Below are 17211 nucleotides of genomic sequence, written 5' to 3' on the forward strand. Positions count from 1 at the left end.
GGGCAAGCATGCCCTGAATGTGTCTGAGGAGACGACCACCTATGTATTCACAGAAACTCCGCCTGATGCGGCTTGTACCGCTTGCGGGTCTGTTGCTGGCAGCCTGTAGTATCAATAAACCACAGGGCCCGGGTCAAAGTGTTAACTCTCCGCAGTGGCAACAACATCAGCAAAGTGTTGAAAAAATCACCCAGTACCAGACCCGCGGCGCTTTTGCCTATCTTTCCGATAAGCAAAAAGTCTATGCCCGGTTTAACTGGCAACAAACCGCGCCGGATCGCTACCGTTTACTGCTGACCAACCCGCTCGGCAGCACCGAATTGCAGCTGGATGCGCAGGGTTCGGTGGTGCAACTGGTCGATAACAAAGGTAAACGCTATGTCAGCAACGATGCGCAAAAGATGATTTCGCAGCTGACCGGCATGGATATCCCACTGGAGAATCTGCGCAAGTGGATGATGGGCCTGCCAGGCGACGCCAGCGACTATCAGCTGGACGACAAGTATCAGTTACGCGAGCTGAACTACAGCCGCAACGGACAGAACTGGAGCGTGAGCTGGCAGGATTACGACAGCAAAGTGACGCCTGCCCTGCCCGCCAGCCTCGAACTGCGCGAAGGCACGCAGCGCATCAAACTACGCATGGATAGCTGGGCCGTGAAATAATGATGACCACCTGGCCTGCTCCGGCAAAGCTTAATCTGTTTCTCTATATCACCGGGCGTCGCGCGGACGGTTACCATGATTTGCAGACGCTGTTTCAGTTTCTTGATTACGGCGATACGTTGCATATTTGCGCGGATAACAGCGGCGATATCCGCCTGCTGACGCCAGTCGACCAGGTCGCGCACGAGCAGAACCTGATGGTGCGCGCCGCGCGGCTGCTGCGGCAACAGGCGTCAGCCGCGGGCACCCTGCCGGCACGGGCGGGGGCTGAGATCACTATCGATAAGCGGCTGCCGATGGGCGGCGGGCTGGGCGGCGGCTCCTCTAATGCCGCCACCACGCTGGTCGCGCTTAATCAGCTGTGGCAAACCGGTTTTACCGCCGATCAGCTGGCGGCGATGGGATTAACCCTTGGCGCCGATGTGCCGGTGTTTGTAAAAGGCCATGCCGCTTTCGCCGAAGGGGTGGGTGAAAAATTACAGCCGGTTAATCCGCCAGAAAAATGGTATCTGGTGGCCCACCCTGGCGTCAGTGTGCCGACACCGTTGGTATTCAACGATCCAGAGCTGAAACGAGACACCCCAAGGCGCGATATTTCGCACATAATGCAGGCACCTTTTAGCAATGATTGTGAACCAGCAGTAAGAAAACGTTTTCGCGAGGTTGAACAGCTAGTTTCCTGGCTGCTAGAATACGCGCCGTCGCGTCTGACTGGAACCGGTGCTTGTGTGTTTGCCGAATTCGACACTGAGTCCGCTGCTCGTCAGGTGCTTGAGCTGGCCCCGAATTGGTTGCGGGGGTTTGTAGCGCGAGGCGTTAACGTCTCACCGTTGCATCGTAGCCTTTCAGGGCATTTAGCGATTACGTGACAGTGTCGCCCGTTCCTGATACTGCACGTGGCGCATTAACACACCCGTATGAAACAGTTGTAATGCTATGGCGCCCGTGGCCAATTACGACTATGTTCATTCTCTGGACGCAAAGCCTGAGGTTCTTCTCGTGCCTGATATGAAGCTTTTTGCTGGTAACGCTACGCCGGAACTAGCACAACGTATTGCCAACCGCCTTTACACCAGCCTGGGCGACGCCGCTGTCGGTCGTTTCAGTGATGGTGAAGTCAGTGTACAAATTAACGAAAATGTACGCGGTGGTGATATTTTCATCATCCAGTCCACCTGTGCCCCAACCAACGATAACCTGATGGAACTGGTTGTTATGGTTGACGCGCTGCGTCGTGCTTCCGCTGGTCGTATTACTGCTGTTATTCCTTATTTTGGTTATGCGCGTCAGGACCGTCGTGTCCGCTCAGCGCGTGTGCCGATTACTGCGAAAGTGGTTGCGGATTTCCTCTCCAGCGTGGGTGTCGACCGTGTTCTGACCGTGGACCTGCATGCAGAACAGATTCAGGGATTCTTTGATGTCCCGGTTGATAACGTATTTGGTAGCCCGATTCTGCTGGAAGATATGCTGCAGATCGGTCTGGAAAATCCGATTGTAGTCTCTCCGGATATCGGCGGCGTGGTACGTGCCCGTGCTATCGCTAAACTGCTGAACGATACCGATATGGCAATCATCGATAAGCGCCGTCCGCGCGCCAACGTGTCTCAGGTGATGCATATCATCGGTGACGTTGCTGGCCGTGACTGTGTGCTGGTTGATGATATGATCGATACTGGCGGTACGCTGTGTAAAGCAGCGGAAGCGCTAAAAGAACGCGGTGCAAAACGTGTATTTGCCTATGCCACGCACCCGATTTTCTCTGGCAATGCGGTGGAAAACCTGCGCAACTCGGTTATTGACGAAGTTGTGGTATGTGACACCATTCCGCTGCCGGAAGAGATCAAAGCGTTGCCAAATGTGCGTACCCTTACGCTGTCTGGCATGCTGGCCGAAGCGATTCGCCGTATCAGCAATGAAGAATCAATCTCTGCGATGTTTGAACACTAAACATCAGCCAGAGCGCAAAAAGCCGGGCTTGCCCGGCTTTTTTTATACTGCCAGCGGATGATGCTGCGTAAGAAAATCGATAAACACGCGCAGCTTGGGCAGCAAATGCCGGTTGCCCGGCCACAGCAGCGAAAACTGTCCGCCGCCGCTGACATGCTGGTCCAGCACACTGACCAGACTGCCGTTAGCCACCTCCTGCGCGACGGCGAAGTCCGGCACCCAGACCAGTCCCAGTCCACTCACCGCCGCGGAAATTTGCGCCTCCAGATTGCTGAATACCAGTTGCTCCGGTAACGGACGCTCCGCCTGCTGAGTAAACTGCCAGTCCTGCAGTACGCCGCTACCACTGAAGCGGTAGCGTAAGCAGGCATGGCGGATCAATTCGCCAGGCGATCGGGGTGTGCCGCGCCGCGCCAGATAAGCAGGAGCAGCCACCAGCTTAAAACGATAGCTACCCAGCCGTTTCACCCGCAACTGAGAATCATTAAAGCTGCCGCTGCGCACCACCACATCCATGCCTTCGGCAATCACATCCACCAGCCGGTCGCTAAAGTCGAGGTCCAGTTCAATATCCTGATAGGTTTCGATAAATTTCGGCAGCAACGGCATCAGCATACGGTAACCAATGGCCGGCAGGCTGACGCGTAACCGGCCGCTGGGTTTCGCCGCCACCCGCGATAGCTCATGCTGCGCCTCTTCAATCTCCGCGACAATGCGTCGCGCTCGCTCGTAAAACAGGGCCCCTTCATCCGTCAGGCTGATACTGCGGGTGCTGCGATTGAGCAGGCTGACGCCAAGACTGTTTTCCAGCCGCGCCACGCTTTTACCAATCGCCGAGGCGGATACCCCCAGACGTTCCGATGCGGCAATAAAGCTGCCGGTTTCTACCGCTTTCACCAGCGCGCTTAGCCCACTCAAGCTCTCAAGGGTCTTCATTACGGAGTTTTTATCCTTTCAGTCACGAACTGCGGCCCATTTTTAAGCGTAGCGGGTCATTTTATCCTGTTATCCTGGCACACATTAATTCCGGACGCACCGTATGAGTACCCTTGTCATAACGCAAACCAGCCCACGCTGGACCTTACTGACAGTTTGCACTGCCGCGATGATCTTACCTCTCAGCTTTACCGGTGGCGTGATTGCCACCCCCGCTATCGCTCAGGAACTGGGCGGTTCGCCACTGGCACTAAGCTGGATCACCAATGCCTTTATGCTAACCTTTGGCAGCTTGCTGATGGCCGCGGGTTCACTGGCCGATCACCTCGGTCGTAAGCGCCTGTTTCTCTGCGGCGTGGCGTTATTTACTCTGGCTTCCCTGATTATTGGTCTGGCGCCCAATGTCCTGACGCTCGATTTGCTGCGTGCCCTGCAGGGCATCGCCGCCGCCTGCGCGCTGGCCGGCGGCGCGGCGGCGCTGGCCGATGCGGCGACGGGGCCTGGACAGGCGCGCGCCTTCAGTCTGCTGGGAACCAGCTTTGGCGTTGGTCTGGCCAGCGGCCCGGTGGTGGCCGGTTTGCTGATTAGCCATGGTGGCTGGCGCAGTGTATTTCTGCTGCCGGCCCTACTGGGTGGCATTGCCGCGCTGATCGGTTACTGGCGCATGCGTGAGTCCAGGTCATCACAACGTAGCGCAATTGATATCCGTGGAATTGTTACTTTTAGCCTGGCGCTCACCGCCTTCACCTGGGGGATTTTGCAGGTCAGTGAAGATGGCTGGCGTCACCCACGGGTGATCGCCCTGTTCGCCAGTACACTGCTGTTTGTCATACTGTTTATTATCAGTGAACTGAAGGCGCGTCAGCCGATGCTCGATTTGACACTGTTCCGCTACGGCCGCTTTCTCGGGATCCAGCTACTGCCGATCGCCACCTGTTACTGCTTTGTGGTGCTGCTGGCGCTGTTGCCGGTGCGTTTTATGGGGATTGGCGGTTACAGCAGCCTGACCACCGGCCTGTTTATGCTGGCAATCTCGGCGCCTATGCTGGTCGTCCCCAGCCTTGCCGTTACCCTGACGCGCTGGTTCTCACCCGGCGTGTTGTCAGGTGCAGGGCTGGTGATCGCCGCTGGCGGTCTGCTACTGCTTAGCCAGGTCAATAGCGGCGCTGATATCCGTTGGGTACTGCTGGCGATGGTGATTATCGGCGCCGGTAGCGGCCTGCCATGGGGACTGATGGATGGTTTATCGGTCAGCGTGGTACCCGAGGAGCGCGCAGGTATGGCGACCGGAATCTTCAGCACCATTCGCGTAGCGGGCGAAGGGGTGGCGCTGGCGCTGGTCACCACCCTGCTAAGCGGACTGATCGCCACTCCACTGGCGGCGATAACCCCGGCCGCCAGCGCGCGCAGCGCGGCACAATACCTGGCAAGCGGCAACCTGTCTGCCGCCGCCCGGCAACTGCCGCTGTCTGAAACAGCGCTGCAGCAAATCTGGCTACAGGCGTTCGACCAGTTATTACTGCTGTTGATGGCTATCACCCTGCTGTGTGCTTTGCTGGTACAAATTAGTCTCCGGCATAAAACGGCAAATTAACCCTCTGGCGGATGCTCGCGGTCCGCCGATTTAACCCGCCTGAACGGCGGCTTATCCCGCTATTTTCCGCCTCTGACGCGCAGAAAAGCGCCGGCAAATGCTTTTTTTATTGCGCAACTGGTCAACTTCTTTTGCCATCCGGCTATTAGTGGTATTTTGCAGCGGTCGTTTCCGTGGAATGTTCTTCCCATGCATCTCGATGTTTATACCCTGTATATCTGTGAACTCTATGTGCTGGGGTTTGTCAGCATCATCATGCTGTTTGCCTGGATTGGTTCACAATACGATCGCGTGTTGGGGTTTGCCTGTCTGGCCATGGGCCTGACCCTGCTGTCGGTGCTGCTCAGTAGTCTGCGCAGTTATGGTTTCGAGTTTCTGCCGATTTTCGTGGGTAATGTCATGGTGATGCTGGCCTATGGCATGCTGCTCAATGCGTTGCGCTGCTTCTGTAATCAGCCCGTCAGCAATCACTGGGGGCTGGGAGCACTGCTGTGGGCGCTTCTTTGCCTCTGGCCGCCATTCTACTCCTCACTGCAGTGGCGCATTATCGTCAGCTGCATGCTCTGCATGGTCTACACCAGCGCCTATATTTCCCTGCTGGCCCGCTCCCGCAGTAGCCTGCAGCTGACCTACTGGCCGGCGCAATCGCTGCTGTGGATCCACCTGGGATTTATTGTTGCCCGCCTGCTGTTCGATGCCGGCATCGTCAATCCGGTCCATGGCGCCATTGGCGGCTCGATGTTTTCGCTGTATGTGATTCTGGAATCCATTCTGTTTATTATTGGCGCGACATTTATCATTCTGGCGATGGTCAATGAGCGCAATCAGATTCGCTATAAACAGGCCTCGCTCCGTGATCCGTTAACCGGCGTCTGGAACCGGCGCGCACTGTTTGATAACGGCGAAAAGCTGTTGCTGCGCTGTCATCGCCGCGGCGAACCGCTGACGGTGATGTTATTTGACCTTGACGACTTTAAGAGTATCAACGATCGCTACGGCCATTATCAGGGCGATCGTATTCTGATCGATTTTTGCCGACTGGCCAATGCATTGCTGCCCGCTGAGTGTCATTTTTCCCGGCTGGGCGGCGAGGAGTTTGCGGCGGTATTGATTGCTGATGATGACACGGCAATAACATTAGCGGAACAGTTACGCGCGGCGGTAGCGGCATCGGCACCAGATGAGGTCTGTTACTCGGTGAGCATTGGTATCTGTACCCGCTGGCAGCACGAGCGTTCGTTTGCCGATGCGCTAGCCGCCGCTGATGAAGCGCTGTATCGGGCAAAAGCTAACGGCAGAAACCGGGTGGAAACAGTAGCGCCGCAGCTCAATCCCGCCGGGCCGGCACTCAACTGAAACCCCGGGCAGTAGCGCCCGCAGACGGATTCAGAGAAGACAAGGGCGACACTGCTGTCGCCCGGGTTCGCTTATGAATGATGATGGCCATCGCGACGGCAGCGCTTGTCGCCACAATGACGCAACCAGTAATAGCGGTCGGCGACTTTTTCACGTCCGCTAACGCGCGCCCCCGCCAGCCACAGCAAGGCGCCGATAAAAATGCTGAATATCGCGCCATGAGCAATATACTGTGGTAAATGCAACTGCGGCAGCTGGTTAAGAATGGAGTAACCCACGCCTACCACCATGGTGAGTAAGCCAAGAATCATCAGGGCGTTACCCGCAACATTTGCGTTTTTGCGTTTCATCTGTCACCTCCACTACCTGCGTAAGCTGGCAATAGCACAAATTGCCTGGTAGCCATTAGTTTAGGAAATGACCAGCGGTTCCGTTGCGTGGTGGATCACAAACTGCCGTTAAATTTGACATTTCTTTACGTATAACAGCCTGAATTTCTATAGAAAATGTATTATTTACTCACTGAATTATTGCACTCTACCGAGGGATTTTTGTGTTCTGGCAGGCATCACAGTAAACTAATGCCCTTTGATTAAGCACTTATCAGGAATCCACCACGTGAGTAGCATTAAACTGATTGTTGGCCTCGCCAACCCTGGCGCCGAATACGCTGCAACCCGCCATAACGCAGGTGCCTGGTACGTCGACCTGCTGGCTGAGCGTCACAATCAGTCACTGAAGGAAGAGAGCAAATTCTATGGCTATACCGCACGTCTGAATATCGGCGGCGAGGACGTTCGCCTGCTGGTGCCGACCACCTTTATGAACCTGAGTGGCAAAGCGGTGGCGGCGATGGCGACCTTTTACCGCATTACCCCGGAAGAAATTCTGGTGGCGCACGATGAGCTGGATCTGCCGCCTGGCGTTGCGAAATTTAAACAGGGTGGCGGCCATGGCGGTCATAACGGCTTAAAAGATATTATCAGCAAGCTGGGTAACAGCCTCGATTTCCACCGTTTACGTATCGGTATCGGTCATCCGGGAGATCGTAATAAAGTGGTGGGCTTTGTGCTGGGTAAACCACAGGCTGCCGAACAGCAGCTGATTGATGATGCTATTGATGAAGCCGCGCGCTGCACGGAAGTGTGGCTGAAAGAAGACCGTTTAAAAGCGATGAATCGCCTGCACTCATTTAAAGCGGGATAATCCTCCGGCAGGGAGCCAGCAACGGCTCCCGGCTTACATACAGCGCCATCTCACGCCGATCAGGCGTCATCCGCCGCCACTTTATAATCAGGGTCGTCCAGCTCATGCTGGCAATAAGGTCCGGCCTTACGCAACAAGCTAATGCAATCCGCACTCAAATGACGCAACCGCAAACTTTTCCCCGCCTGCTGATAGCGCGTACTAAGCTTATCAATCGCCTCAACGCCGCTGGAATCCATTACCCGGGTACGGGCAAAATCAATCACCACGTTTTGTGGATCGTTTTGCGGTAAAAACAGTTCAGCAAAGCCAGTGGCGGAACCGAAAAACAGCGGTCCTTCCAGCAAATAGGTTTTGCTATCATCCTGCTGCTGCTGGTGCAAAATGGTGATACGGGCATGTTGCCAGGCAAAGACCAGCGCGGAGATAATCACGCCACAGATCACCGCCATCGCCAGATCGGTAAAAATCGTCACCAGGGTGACGGCAATCATAATCACCGCATCGGCTTTCGGCATGCGTTTCAGCCGGCGTAATGAGCTCCATTCGAAGGTTCTGATACAGACCACAAACATAATGCCCGCCAGTGCCGCCACCGGCAGCAGGGCAATATATTGTGACAGGCTGACCACAAACAGAATTAACAGAATGGCGCCCACCGCATTAGAGATGCGCCCGCGTCCGCCGGAGGTAAAGTTAATAATCGACTGACCAATCATGGCGCATCCGGCAAAGCTGCCAAAGAAGCCGCAGAGGGTATTGCCGACGCCCTGCGCCACACACTCTTTGTTGCCGGCGCCCTTCTTACTGCCCATCTCGTCCAGTACCGCCATGGTCAGCAGTGACTCAATCAGCCCCACCAGCGCGATAATCACCGAATACGGCAGCACAATTTTTAGTGTTTCCCAGCTTAGCGGCGCGTCCGGCAGATGGAACATCGGTAAGCTGCCGGAGATATCCGCCAAATCGCCGACGCGTTTGGTATCAAGCCCAAAACCGATGGCGATCGCACTGATAGCGATCAGCGCAGCCAGTGAACCCGGAATGATTTTGCTCACTTTCGGAAACAGCCAGACAATCAGCATTGCCAGCGCCACTAATCCATACATTAGCGGTCCCTGATTTTTAATCATCGGCAGTTGCGCCAGCATAATCACAATCGCCAGCCCGTTGACAAAACCAAATATCGCCGGTTGCGGTACCAGACGGATAAATTTGCCGAGACGAAATACGCCAATCGCAATCTGCAGCACGCCAGCGAAGATGGTTGCCAGCAGGACATATTCATAGCCATGCTGGTTAATCAGGCTGATTAACACCACCACAATTGAGCCTGCGGCTCCCGAGATCATCCCCGGCTTGCCACCCAAAAAGGCCGTCACCAGGCCCAGCATAAAGGCGGTATGCAGGCCAATGGTCGGCGAAAGCCCGGCCAGCAACGAAAAGGCGGTGGCTTCCGGGATCAGCGCCACGGCGACAACACAGCCTGCCAGCACGTCATTTTTGACGTCAGAAGCCCTGAGGTTGCTCAGGTTAAACATAGTTTTTCCACTTTTTATGGCTAATAAGCATGCTGTGCAACCGGGGATACCGGGCACGATAAAGTTGTCGATCGGACAACGGCGTCAACAGGCGTTGCGCAGGAAGGGGGGACGTTTCAGGGTGGCGTAAGCAGAAACTGGTTCATCCGCAGGGGTCTCCTGTTAACAAAAAGTTATCTTAGTATCGGAAAATCAGATCGCGATCACAAGCCAAAACTTACCCTGCAGAATGAAATCGCCGCATTCAGGTAATAATTACGTGTATAATGCCGGAAGTTTTTTCTATATCATTATTAAGGTATTTTATAAATACCTTAATTATCAAGCTATTAAGGTGATTCAAACATGGGATTCAAATGCGGTATCGTGGGCCTGCCTAACGTGGGTAAATCCACCCTGTTCAATGCGTTGACCAAAGCGGGAATTGAAGCAGCGAACTTCCCGTTCTGCACCATTGAGCCGAATACCGGTGTGGTGCCAATGCCTGATTCACGTCTCGACCAGCTGGCCGCGATCGTTAAGCCACAACGTATTCTGCCAACCACCATGGAATTCGTTGATATCGCCGGCCTGGTAAAAGGCGCGTCGAAAGGCGAAGGTCTCGGCAACCAGTTTCTGACCAATATCCGTGAAACCGAGGCGATTGGCCATGTAGTGCGCTGCTTTGAAAACGACAATATTATCCACGTTGCGGGCAAAGTTGACCCGGCGGAAGATATTGACGTGATCAATACCGAGCTGGCGCTATCGGATCTGGAAACCTGCGAACGCGCGCTGCACCGCGTACAGAAAAAAGCCAAAGGCGGCGATAAAGACGCCAAAATTGAACAGTCGGCGCTGGAAAAATGTCTGCCGCATCTGTCTAACGCCGGTATGCTGCGCGCACTGAAGCTGGATGATGATGAAAAAGCCGCGATCCGTTATCTGAGTTTCCTGACGATGAAACCCACCATGTATATCGCTAACGTGGATGAAGAGGGTTTTGAAAATAACCCCTATCTCGACCAGGTGCGGGCGATTGCAGAGCAGGAAGGTTCGGTGGTGGTCGCGGTATGCGCCGCGGTGGAATCTGATATCGCCGAGCTGGACGACGCCGATCGCGCAGAGTTTATGGCTGAGCTGGGTCTGGAAGAGCCGGGACTGAACCGCGTCATTCGCGCCGGCTATGCCCTGCTGAATCTGCAGACTTACTTTACCGCCGGCGTAAAAGAAGTGCGTGCCTGGACCATTCCGGTCGGCGCCACCGCCCCGCAGGCCGCCGGTAAGATCCACACCGATTTCGAGAAAGGCTTTATCCGTGCGCAAACTATCGCTTTTGATGACTTTATTACCTATAAGGGTGAACAAGGCGCAAAAGAAGCCGGTAAAATGCGTTCAGAAGGCAAAGAATATATTGTTAAAGATGGCGATGTATTGAACTTCCTGTTTAACGTCTGACCCGTCCCTGCCCTGTCATGGCCGCTCATGAATCTACATGAATGTCCATAACCCACTGAAAAGCCACGCAACTGCGTGGCTTTTTTATTTCATGACCGTTCATGAACTTTCCTGCCCGTTCACCTAAAAGTGAGTATGGGGATGAGTATATTTTTCTTTTCTCCCTCACAGAGGTGAGTACAATGCCTGTACAAGGAATGTACGGAGGTGGGTATGCTTACCGATACACAGTGTCGCGCTGCGAAACCTAAAAATAAGCTGTACCGGCTCAACGATTTTGACGGGCTGTACCTGGAGGTTAAGCCAAACGGCAGGAAGGCATGGCGTTACCGTTTCAAACAGAATGGTAAGTCGACTATGTTTGCATTAGGTGAGTACCCGGATATGAAACTTGCTGAAGCACGACAAAAATGTCAGCAGGCACACCAGAAGGCGTCGCCCGTCATAGCGAAATCAGCGGGGGTGATTCCAGTGGAATCACCCTGAGCGTTAATTATCCCAATCCCGGTGTGAATATGTGCTGTTCCGCCTGCGCCAATTTCGTTTTGTTAGATCTGTAAGAACGCTGTTCCAGATAGCTCCCGCCATCAGGCTTACCAACTCGTGATGCATCCGAAATTCGCGAGCACGTAATGCGTGAATGTGCTGTCATTAACAGTCATCCCGCGTACAGGGAATGAAGGCTTTTCAGCCATATACTCCGGGGAACTATCATGACTCAGCAAAACTGGTTTAACCTGAATATCAGTGGATTAGGTTATATAAACCGCATCCGTGAAGTGGAACCGAAAAGGGTCCGGCATTTCTGTGCTGCGATATTGCGGCGCTGCGCGGCACTTCAGATGATGTTGAGTACCTACGCTTCGACTGTCTGGTGAGGGGCTTCGCGCTCCTGGCTCTGCGGCTGGTCTCTGTCTGACATAAAGTCCGCGCTGACCGATTCACCGTCAAACCAGCTGTCCCAGGATTCTCCGGCGGGAGTAATGATGCGTGTGCGCCCGACGGCTGTTACTTCGACACGTTTTACGTCGTCTGGCAATGCAACGGCCTTGGGCAGACGCACTGCCTGGCTGCGGTTACTCAGAAAAACAGTGGTTTCCATAACGTCCCCTCTGGATATACCGATTGCATATCCCAGGATAATTTCTGCACGATTCATGTCAATGGGGAGATTTAGGCCAATGACCTTGCACAGCATAACTTTAGACTGGAAACACCTTGACCCATTGAGCAGCTGGGCGCGCGAAAATCTTTAAAGGTAAATGTTCCGGTTTACCGGGGTACTTACACATCTGGCATCAATTTACCAAAAACAGTTTCTGACTAACCCGTTTCCGGGTAAGTCAGTTGAGTCTTTTTCAGTCAGTATCGTTGCAGTACAAGTCACAATACATTCTTACGCCCCATTGTCCTGCCAGACTCCGCTAAGGAAATGGGAGATATCATTCACAATCATGCTGTGCACAGCCATTCGATCGACCCCCGGTGGGTCTTCACATAGCACTTGCGTGGCGGCCCGCAACTCTGTCGAGCAGGGGGCGAGGAAGACAAAGTGCCCGGCGCCTGGAATGACTTTTAGCTGAGGATTGGCGGGCAGGATTTTCGCCAGCTCGCCGGCGTTCTGGCGCCAGGAAAGCTCTTCATCTTTATCACCAGTGAAGATTAGCGTCGGTTTGGTGAAGGCTTTAAGAGAATCAGGGGAGAAAGGCGCACTGACTGGTGCCATCAGAACCCAGGCTTTAATGCGCGGGTCTGATTCAGGTGCGAGAGCGGGACTGTCGTTTTTAATATGCCCTTTTGCCAGACACAGGGCTTCTGTCTGGTGACTTTCACAGTAGCTAACGTAGCGCGATGGATCAATCCTCCCACCCGCCAGAAGTAACCCCGTTTCACCACCGGATGAGAAACCGATAAAAGCAATTTTGTCGGCGTCAATATGCTGACGAATACCCGGGTTACTCAGTGCAGCGGTGATCGCAGCGGAGATTTGCAGGGGGCGGCCGTACAGGGTGCTGGCCGCACCCGCGCCTGACTGGTCCCGGTAATTATCACCGGGGTGACTCAGGGTGATCACGATATTGCCCTGACGGGCAAGTGAGGTTGCCAGATCATGATGGCTCCACAAACTGCCCGCGTTGCCATGTGAAATCACAATCAGGGGATAGCGCCCTGGTGCCATTTTCACTGCGTTGCGTGCCGACACATGGTAGGGGCCAAAGCTGCTCAGTGTATTGCCTCCCACATTGCCGGGATAAAACCAGACAGCCTCCATAGGCTGCTTTGTTACTGGATCATTGACTGCCAGCCTGCGGAAACCCGCCTCATCAGCGGGCTGGGCCCAGGCAGAAAGTGTAAAGCCCGAACAGAGGGCATAGAGCGCGATATGGCGAATAAACTGAAGTGCACCGCTGAGTAACTTACTCATTAAAATCATCACCTTTTGTTCAATCAAATTTGCCCTGAATCAGACTAACACTTCTGCCGCGCTTTTCTGGCTAAGAAAACCGTTCGGACTGGCGGTCAGACCATAAGCTCCTGACTGGAAAATAACAATATAATCTCCCGGTCCTGCTACAGCGACATCCCCCTGGTTCAGCAGAATATCCAGCGGTGTGCACAGCGGCCCCACCACGTTGGCCACTTCGCGCTGTTCGCCCTGTACTCTGTTACCGATGACTGCAGGGTAGTTGCGACGGATAAGCTGACCTAAGTTGCCTGAAGCAGCAAGATGATGGTTCATCCCGCCATCTGCGACCAGATAGGTCACGTCATGCGACACCTTGCGGTCAATGATTTTCGCGACATAGATACCTGCAGGGGCAACGAGAAAACGGCCCAGTTCCAGAATGATCTCGGCCTCGGGCAGGTGCTGCTCTGCTTTGGCGACCAGGGCATGCATGGCTTCCCCTACGGATGCCACATCCAGCTCTTTGTCGCCCTGAAAATAAGGAACACCAAACCCGCCACCAAGATTAAAGCGCCGTACCGGCCCGGGGGCAATCCAAGTGTAGTCCCCCTGAATTTAGTCTTACTGCTTGTTAGAGTCCTCTGGTTAAAATACAACCAAAGGAGGCTCATCATGAAGAAAGCGCGTTTCACTGAAACTCAGATCCTGCGAGTTCTAAAAGAAGTTGAAGGGGGTCGGCATGTTAAGGATGTGTGCCGCACTGCCAAACCGAAAGAAAAACTCTATCGACTCAATGAATTCAATGGTCTCTACCTCGAAGTGAGGCCCAACGGCAAAAAGGCATGGCGCTATCGGTTTAAACTGAACGGTAAATCCGGCATGTTCGCGTTGGGTGAGTATCCAGCGGTAAAACTTGCCGGGGCGCGGGAGAAATGCGAGCAAGCGCGTAAGCAAGTTGCATAGGGAGTCAACCCGGCACAGGCCAGGCAGTTAGATAAAATCCGCAAGGTCATCTGGCAGCTACTGCACCGGAAAGGACTTCATATCAATCACAAGCGGGGGAATCGGATTTATCATCTTATCGGCGTTGGCGTAAAACGCAGGCGGCGTCGTAAGAGGCTGGCAACTCAGTGGCGTCCACTACTGCGTCCGGAAGCACCCAATCTGACCTGGTCGATGGATTTTGTCATGGATGCGCTGGCCATTGGCGCAGAATCAAGTGTCTGACCTGTGTGGATGACTTCAAACGCGTGGATTGTTTTTATATTACTGGAATCTAAAAAAACGCTCCCTTTTGAGGAGCGTAAGCCAGAGAAATCGGCGTCAAATGAGGATCTATCAAGTGATGCTGCGGGTTAATACGGGTTAATTCTGGGCGCTCTGGCTGCGGTGTTTTTCAGCCTGCTGCTGATGGATAATTGAAGACTGCCCGTTATTTGCCTTCTCATGCACCACAGTGGCTTTCTCATGCTCATTCATTTCTGAGAATGACGTTGCACTTTCAGTAGTGGTGCCGGGCTTGACTTTCATCATTTTTTTATGCATTTCAGCCATATCCTGATGTGCGGCAGAAGTGCTGTTCTGCATCATTTCATGTGACATTGCGGCCTGGTCGTGGTCACTCATATCCATCATTTTCATGCCCTCTCCCTGAACTGCACTTTTGTCAGTAGAGGACTGCATCTGATGGGCTGGAGCCTGGGCATTATTTACCTGGTCATGCATGTTCATTGTTTCTGCAGCCCAGGCGGATGAAGCGACAGCCATAATTGCCACAAGTGATACAAGAGTCTTTTTCATGATTGGATCTCCGGTGTTTAAATACCCGAAATAATCAATACTTTAACAAAATAATAAAAGCATATGATCACAGGGCGGATTAATTGTCACTCAGGGCCTCATGTGATTGTGTTATCACACTGGTCCTGATTTATGACTGATTATAAAAAACCGCCTCTGTTTATCGCGTGACTGAGTGATGACATTTCTGTCACCTGCGTGTTTTCCGGACAAAACAGCTTTACCTCATCAGCAAGCGAACACTGAAGAAAATAGTCTGTCCCTGTTGTTCAGCCGACAGCACTCCGCCATGAGCGTGTATGATCGACCGCGTTATTGATAAACCGAGCCCGGCCCCTTCAGTGTTGTGAACGCGTGATGAGTCCGCGCGATAAAATCGATCAAACAAGCGCTCCAGATTGGCAGGCACGCCGCCAGACACCGGATTCGAAATGACCACTTCAACATAGCCACTACCCTGAGCTATCAGTATCGTTGTACGGGTATTATCAGGAGAGTACTTGATGGCATTGGAAAGCAGGTTACTGAAAGCGCGTCGCAGCATATCACTGTCCCCTGCCACGCCCCCCTCGCCTTCAACGGTGATTGTTTTCCCTGTTTCTTCTGCAAGGGGCTCAAACAGTTCACGTAATTCATTCAACTCTTCAGCCAGATTCACATCATGTTTATCCAGCTGCAGCAAACCATGTTCAGAACGAGCCAGAAAAAGCATGTCACTGGTCATTCGTGACAATCTTTTGAGCTCTTCCAGATTCGCAAATAAAATTTCACGGTAATGCGAAACATCTCTGACCTTGGCCAGGGCAAACTGCGTCTGCATCATCAGATTACTGACCGGCGTACGCAGTTCGTGCGCAATATCGGAAGAAAAATCGGACAGTTTCCGGAAGGAGCCCTCCAGGCGGTCGAACATATTGTTAAACTCCCGCATGGTCTCAGAGATTTCCGGCGGAGCCTGATCGGGATTGAGACGCTGGTCAAGGCTGTGCACTGTCATGGAGGAAGCCAGCTGGGTCATTTCCCGCAACGGTTTCAGGCCTATGCGTGTGGTCAGCCAGCCCAGAAATATCGAAATAAAAACCAGACCTGTATTAAACCAGAGCAGCCAGTTACTGAGCTTATCCATAAACAGGGTGTGATACCCTGTATCCGTGGCTACAGTAATGATGAAGTGTTGACTTTTACCCTCTTCCGGCGCTACGGCTACACGTCGCGAGATACTACGGTATACGGTATTATTTTCTTCAGTCTGGATCATATAGTCCAGAATATCCCCGGACTGATTTAGCAGGGTTGCAGGGGCAAGCGAATTTTTAGCATAGAGTTCCACAATTTTTTCATTTTCCATATTTTTAATAGAAATGAATAATCCATTATGCCCCACCATTGCATCATTTATTTTTTCGGATAAAGATTTAATATCCGTTTTTCTCCTGTATGTTTCTGTTTTAAGAAACTCTTCGGTAAGCTGTAGTTTACCTGTCAGGAAATCACGGTCCTGATTATCAAAATAGCTGTTCAGCGTGCTGATCAGAATAAAACTAGAAAGCCACCATACCGTAAGCATGACTGCAGAAAAAATCAGGCTCAGGCGGGTGGTCAGGGAAATGTTGAATCTCACTCTTCTTTGATCTCCAGTACATAACCGGCACCGCGAACGGTGTGGATAAGTTTGGGCTCAAAGTCATCATCAATTTTACTTCTCAGACGTCTCACGGCCACATCAATCACATTCGTATCGCTGTCAAAATTCATATTCCAGACCAGGGATGAGATCAGACTTCGGGGTAATACTTCTCCCGTACGCTGAAGCAGCAGTTCAAGCAGCACGTACTCTTTCCCGGTGAGATGGATCTTTTTACCCGACCGGGTTACGGTCCGGCGGACCATATCAACGGTCATGTCAGCAATAGTGCAGACTGTGGCGCTCTGCGCACGGGCCCGGCGCAGTAAAGTTCTCACGCGCGCAACCAGTTCGGTAAAATCGAAAGGCTTGATCAGATAGTCGTCTGCGCCGAGTTCAAGCCCTTTCACTTTGTCCCGTACGTTATCCTTTGCCGTTAAAAACAATACTGGCTCTTCATGACCCGAGGCCCTCAGCGAAGTGATGATCTGCCACCCATCGAGATAAGGCAGCATGACATCCAGTATGATTAAATCGTAATATCCCTTTGATGCAGCTCCGAGGCCGTCACGTCCATTATCGAAGAGGTCGGCCTGGTATCCCTCCTCAATCAGCCCCTGCTGCAGGTAGCGGCCTGTTTTCTGTTCGTCTTCAACGATTAAAATTCGCTGCATAATCCACTCGCTGACATGATAGTA

At 53.0% G+C, this 17211-nt stretch carries 16 protein-coding genes and 4 pseudogenes; 11 read left to right on the forward strand and 9 right to left on the reverse strand.

Annotation, left to right across the window (positions count from 1 at the left end; genetic code table 11):
* The first annotated feature begins 41 nt into the window (after positions 1 to 41).
* The 3 genes from lolB to prs all read left to right on the forward strand — a co-directional run bounded on the left by lolB (position 42) and on the right by prs (position 2612).
* The gene (lolB, locus tag JWF83_RS15235; RefSeq protein WP_413651185.1) at positions 42 to 665 is read left to right on the forward strand and encodes a lipoprotein insertase outer membrane protein LolB; all 624 of its coding nucleotides are present in this window, start codon (positions 42 to 44) and stop codon (positions 663 to 665) included.
* On the forward strand, positions 665 to 1534 hold the full coding sequence (gene ispE, locus JWF83_RS15240; protein WP_413651187.1) for a 4-(cytidine 5'-diphospho)-2-C-methyl-D-erythritol kinase: 870 nt from the start codon (positions 665 to 667) through the stop codon (positions 1532 to 1534). Before lolB ends, ispE begins: the two co-directional genes overlap by 1 nt.
* Positions 1535 to 1664: 130 nt before the next feature.
* On the forward strand, positions 1665 to 2612 hold the full coding sequence (prs, locus tag JWF83_RS15245) for a ribose-phosphate diphosphokinase (protein ID WP_013201847.1): 948 nt from the start codon (positions 1665 to 1667) through the stop codon (positions 2610 to 2612).
* A 42-nt stretch (positions 2613 to 2654) separates the two neighbouring features.
* Here the strand turns inward: prs and JWF83_RS15250 are convergent, their stop codons facing one another.
* Positions 2655 to 3548 (reverse strand): LysR family transcriptional regulator, encoded by an 894-nt coding sequence (locus tag JWF83_RS15250; protein ID WP_413651188.1) that lies wholly within the window; start codon positions 3546 to 3548, stop codon positions 2655 to 2657.
* A gap of 103 nt (positions 3549 to 3651) precedes the next feature.
* Here JWF83_RS15250 and JWF83_RS15255 point away from each other — a divergent pair, with 103 nt between their 5' ends.
* Together JWF83_RS15255 and JWF83_RS15260 are read left to right on the forward strand one after the other, a co-directional pair.
* Positions 3652 to 5142, forward strand: coding sequence for an MFS transporter (locus JWF83_RS15255; RefSeq protein ID WP_413651189.1), 1491 nt, complete (start codon positions 3652 to 3654; stop codon positions 5140 to 5142).
* 189 nt (positions 5143 to 5331) lie between these two features.
* Complete coding sequence (locus tag JWF83_RS15260; RefSeq protein WP_413651190.1) at positions 5332 to 6498, forward strand: GGDEF domain-containing protein; 1167 nt, start codon at positions 5332 to 5334, stop codon at positions 6496 to 6498.
* 71 nt (positions 6499 to 6569) lie between these two features.
* Here the strand turns inward: JWF83_RS15260 and ychH are convergent, their stop codons facing one another.
* Positions 6570 to 6848: a stress-induced protein YchH gene (ychH, locus tag JWF83_RS15265; protein WP_413651191.1), complete on the reverse strand. Its 279-nt coding sequence runs from the start codon at positions 6846 to 6848 to the stop codon at positions 6570 to 6572.
* Positions 6849 to 7116: 268 nt separating this feature from the next.
* Here ychH and pth point away from each other — a divergent pair, with 268 nt between their 5' ends.
* Entirely contained in the window at positions 7117 to 7704 is a 588-nt protein-coding gene (gene pth / locus JWF83_RS15270; RefSeq protein ID WP_413651192.1) for an aminoacyl-tRNA hydrolase, read from the forward strand.
* A 59-nt stretch (positions 7705 to 7763) separates the two neighbouring features.
* Here pth and JWF83_RS15275 read toward each other — a convergent pair whose 3' ends face one another.
* A complete protein-coding gene (locus JWF83_RS15275) occupies positions 7764 to 9245 on the reverse strand; it encodes a SulP family inorganic anion transporter (RefSeq protein WP_413651193.1) in 1482 nt (493 codons plus the stop codon).
* A 345-nt stretch (positions 9246 to 9590) separates the two neighbouring features.
* Between JWF83_RS15275 and ychF the strand changes: the two genes are divergently transcribed.
* The 3 genes and pseudogenes from ychF to JWF83_RS15290 form a co-directional block, all read left to right on the forward strand.
* Entirely contained in the window at positions 9591 to 10682 is a 1092-nt protein-coding gene (gene ychF, locus JWF83_RS15280) for a redox-regulated ATPase YchF (protein WP_413651194.1), read from the forward strand.
* A 213-nt stretch (positions 10683 to 10895) separates the two neighbouring features.
* Positions 10896 to 11120: pseudogene (locus JWF83_RS15285) on the forward strand (Arm DNA-binding domain-containing protein); the annotation flags it as partial.
* 275 nt (positions 11121 to 11395) lie between these two features.
* Positions 11396 to 11565 (forward strand): annotated as a pseudogene (locus tag JWF83_RS15290) (DUF3577 domain-containing protein); the annotation flags it as partial.
* On the opposite strand, the gene vapB reads toward JWF83_RS15290, so the two are convergent.
* From vapB to JWF83_RS15305, 3 genes are all read right to left on the reverse strand, one after another.
* The gene (gene vapB / locus JWF83_RS15295) at positions 11539 to 11784 is read right to left on the reverse strand and encodes a toxin-antitoxin system antitoxin VapB (RefSeq protein ID WP_413651195.1); all 246 of its coding nucleotides are present in this window, start codon (positions 11782 to 11784) and stop codon (positions 11539 to 11541) included. The pseudogene JWF83_RS15290 and the gene vapB sit on opposite strands and share 27 nt — an antisense overlap.
* Before the next feature lie 294 nt (positions 11785 to 12078).
* Entirely contained in the window at positions 12079 to 13107 is a 1029-nt protein-coding gene (locus tag JWF83_RS15300; RefSeq protein WP_413651196.1) for an alpha/beta hydrolase family protein, read from the reverse strand.
* Positions 13108 to 13146: 39 nt separating this feature from the next.
* Positions 13147 to 13704 carry a hypothetical protein gene (locus JWF83_RS15305; RefSeq protein ID WP_413651495.1) on the reverse strand — a complete coding sequence of 186 codons (558 nt, stop codon included), beginning with the start codon at positions 13702 to 13704 and terminating at the stop codon, positions 13147 to 13149.
* A 57-nt stretch (positions 13705 to 13761) separates the two neighbouring features.
* Between JWF83_RS15305 and JWF83_RS15310 the strand changes: the two are divergent.
* Together JWF83_RS15310 and JWF83_RS15315 are read left to right on the forward strand one after the other, a co-directional pair.
* A pseudogene (locus tag JWF83_RS15310) lies at positions 13762 to 14049 on the forward strand (integrase arm-type DNA-binding domain-containing protein); the annotation flags it as partial.
* Positions 14050 to 14100: 51 nt separating this feature from the next.
* Positions 14101 to 14360, forward strand: a pseudogene (locus JWF83_RS15315) (IS3 family transposase); the annotation flags it as partial.
* A 94-nt stretch (positions 14361 to 14454) separates the two neighbouring features.
* On the opposite strand, the gene JWF83_RS15320 reads toward JWF83_RS15315, so the two are convergent.
* The 3 genes from JWF83_RS15320 to pcoR all read right to left on the reverse strand — a co-directional run bounded on the left by JWF83_RS15320 (position 14455) and on the right by pcoR (position 17187).
* Positions 14455 to 14889, reverse strand: coding sequence for a copper-binding protein (locus JWF83_RS15320; RefSeq protein ID WP_413651197.1), 435 nt, complete (start codon positions 14887 to 14889; stop codon positions 14455 to 14457).
* Positions 14890 to 15109: 220 nt separating this feature from the next.
* Entirely contained in the window at positions 15110 to 16510 is a 1401-nt protein-coding gene (locus JWF83_RS15325; RefSeq protein WP_413651198.1) for a sensor histidine kinase, read from the reverse strand.
* Positions 16507 to 17187, reverse strand: a complete 681-nt coding sequence (gene pcoR / locus JWF83_RS15330) for a copper response regulator transcription factor PcoR (RefSeq protein ID WP_413651199.1) — start codon at positions 17185 to 17187, stop codon at positions 16507 to 16509. Before pcoR ends, JWF83_RS15325 begins: the two co-directional genes overlap by 4 nt.
* Positions 17188 to 17211 lie beyond the last annotated feature (24 nt).

Origin of the sequence: Pantoea sp. B65, assembly GCF_047308185.1 — a bacterium.
Taxonomy (GTDB): domain Bacteria; phylum Pseudomonadota; class Gammaproteobacteria; order Enterobacterales; family Enterobacteriaceae; genus Erwinia.

Coding starts and splice junctions, on each gene's coding strand:
- lolB (WP_413651185.1), top strand. CDS start 42: ATGTATTCACAGAAACTCCGCCTGATGCGGCTTGTACCGCTTGCGGGT.
- ispE (WP_413651187.1), top strand. CDS start 665: ATGATGACCACCTGGCCTGCTCCGGCAAAGCTTAATCTGTTTCTCTAT.
- JWF83_RS15250 (WP_413651188.1), bottom strand. CDS start 3,548: ATGAAGACCCTTGAGAGCTTGAGTGGGCTAAGCGCGCTGGTGAAAGCG.
- JWF83_RS15255 (WP_413651189.1), top strand. CDS start 3,652: ATGAGTACCCTTGTCATAACGCAAACCAGCCCACGCTGGACCTTACTG.
- JWF83_RS15260 (WP_413651190.1), top strand. CDS start 5,332: ATGCATCTCGATGTTTATACCCTGTATATCTGTGAACTCTATGTGCTG.
- ychH (WP_413651191.1), bottom strand. CDS start 6,848: ATGAAACGCAAAAACGCAAATGTTGCGGGTAACGCCCTGATGATTCTT.
- JWF83_RS15275 (WP_413651193.1), bottom strand. CDS start 9,245: ATGTTTAACCTGAGCAACCTCAGGGCTTCTGACGTCAAAAATGACGTG.
- ychF (WP_413651194.1), top strand. CDS start 9,591: ATGGGATTCAAATGCGGTATCGTGGGCCTGCCTAACGTGGGTAAATCC.
- vapB (WP_413651195.1), bottom strand. CDS start 11,784: ATGGAAACCACTGTTTTTCTGAGTAACCGCAGCCAGGCAGTGCGTCTG.
- JWF83_RS15300 (WP_413651196.1), bottom strand. CDS start 13,107: ATGAGTAAGTTACTCAGCGGTGCACTTCAGTTTATTCGCCATATCGCG.
- JWF83_RS15320 (WP_413651197.1), bottom strand. CDS start 14,889: ATGAAAAAGACTCTTGTATCACTTGTGGCAATTATGGCTGTCGCTTCA.
- pcoR (WP_413651199.1), bottom strand. CDS start 17,187: ATGCAGCGAATTTTAATCGTTGAAGACGAACAGAAAACAGGCCGCTAC.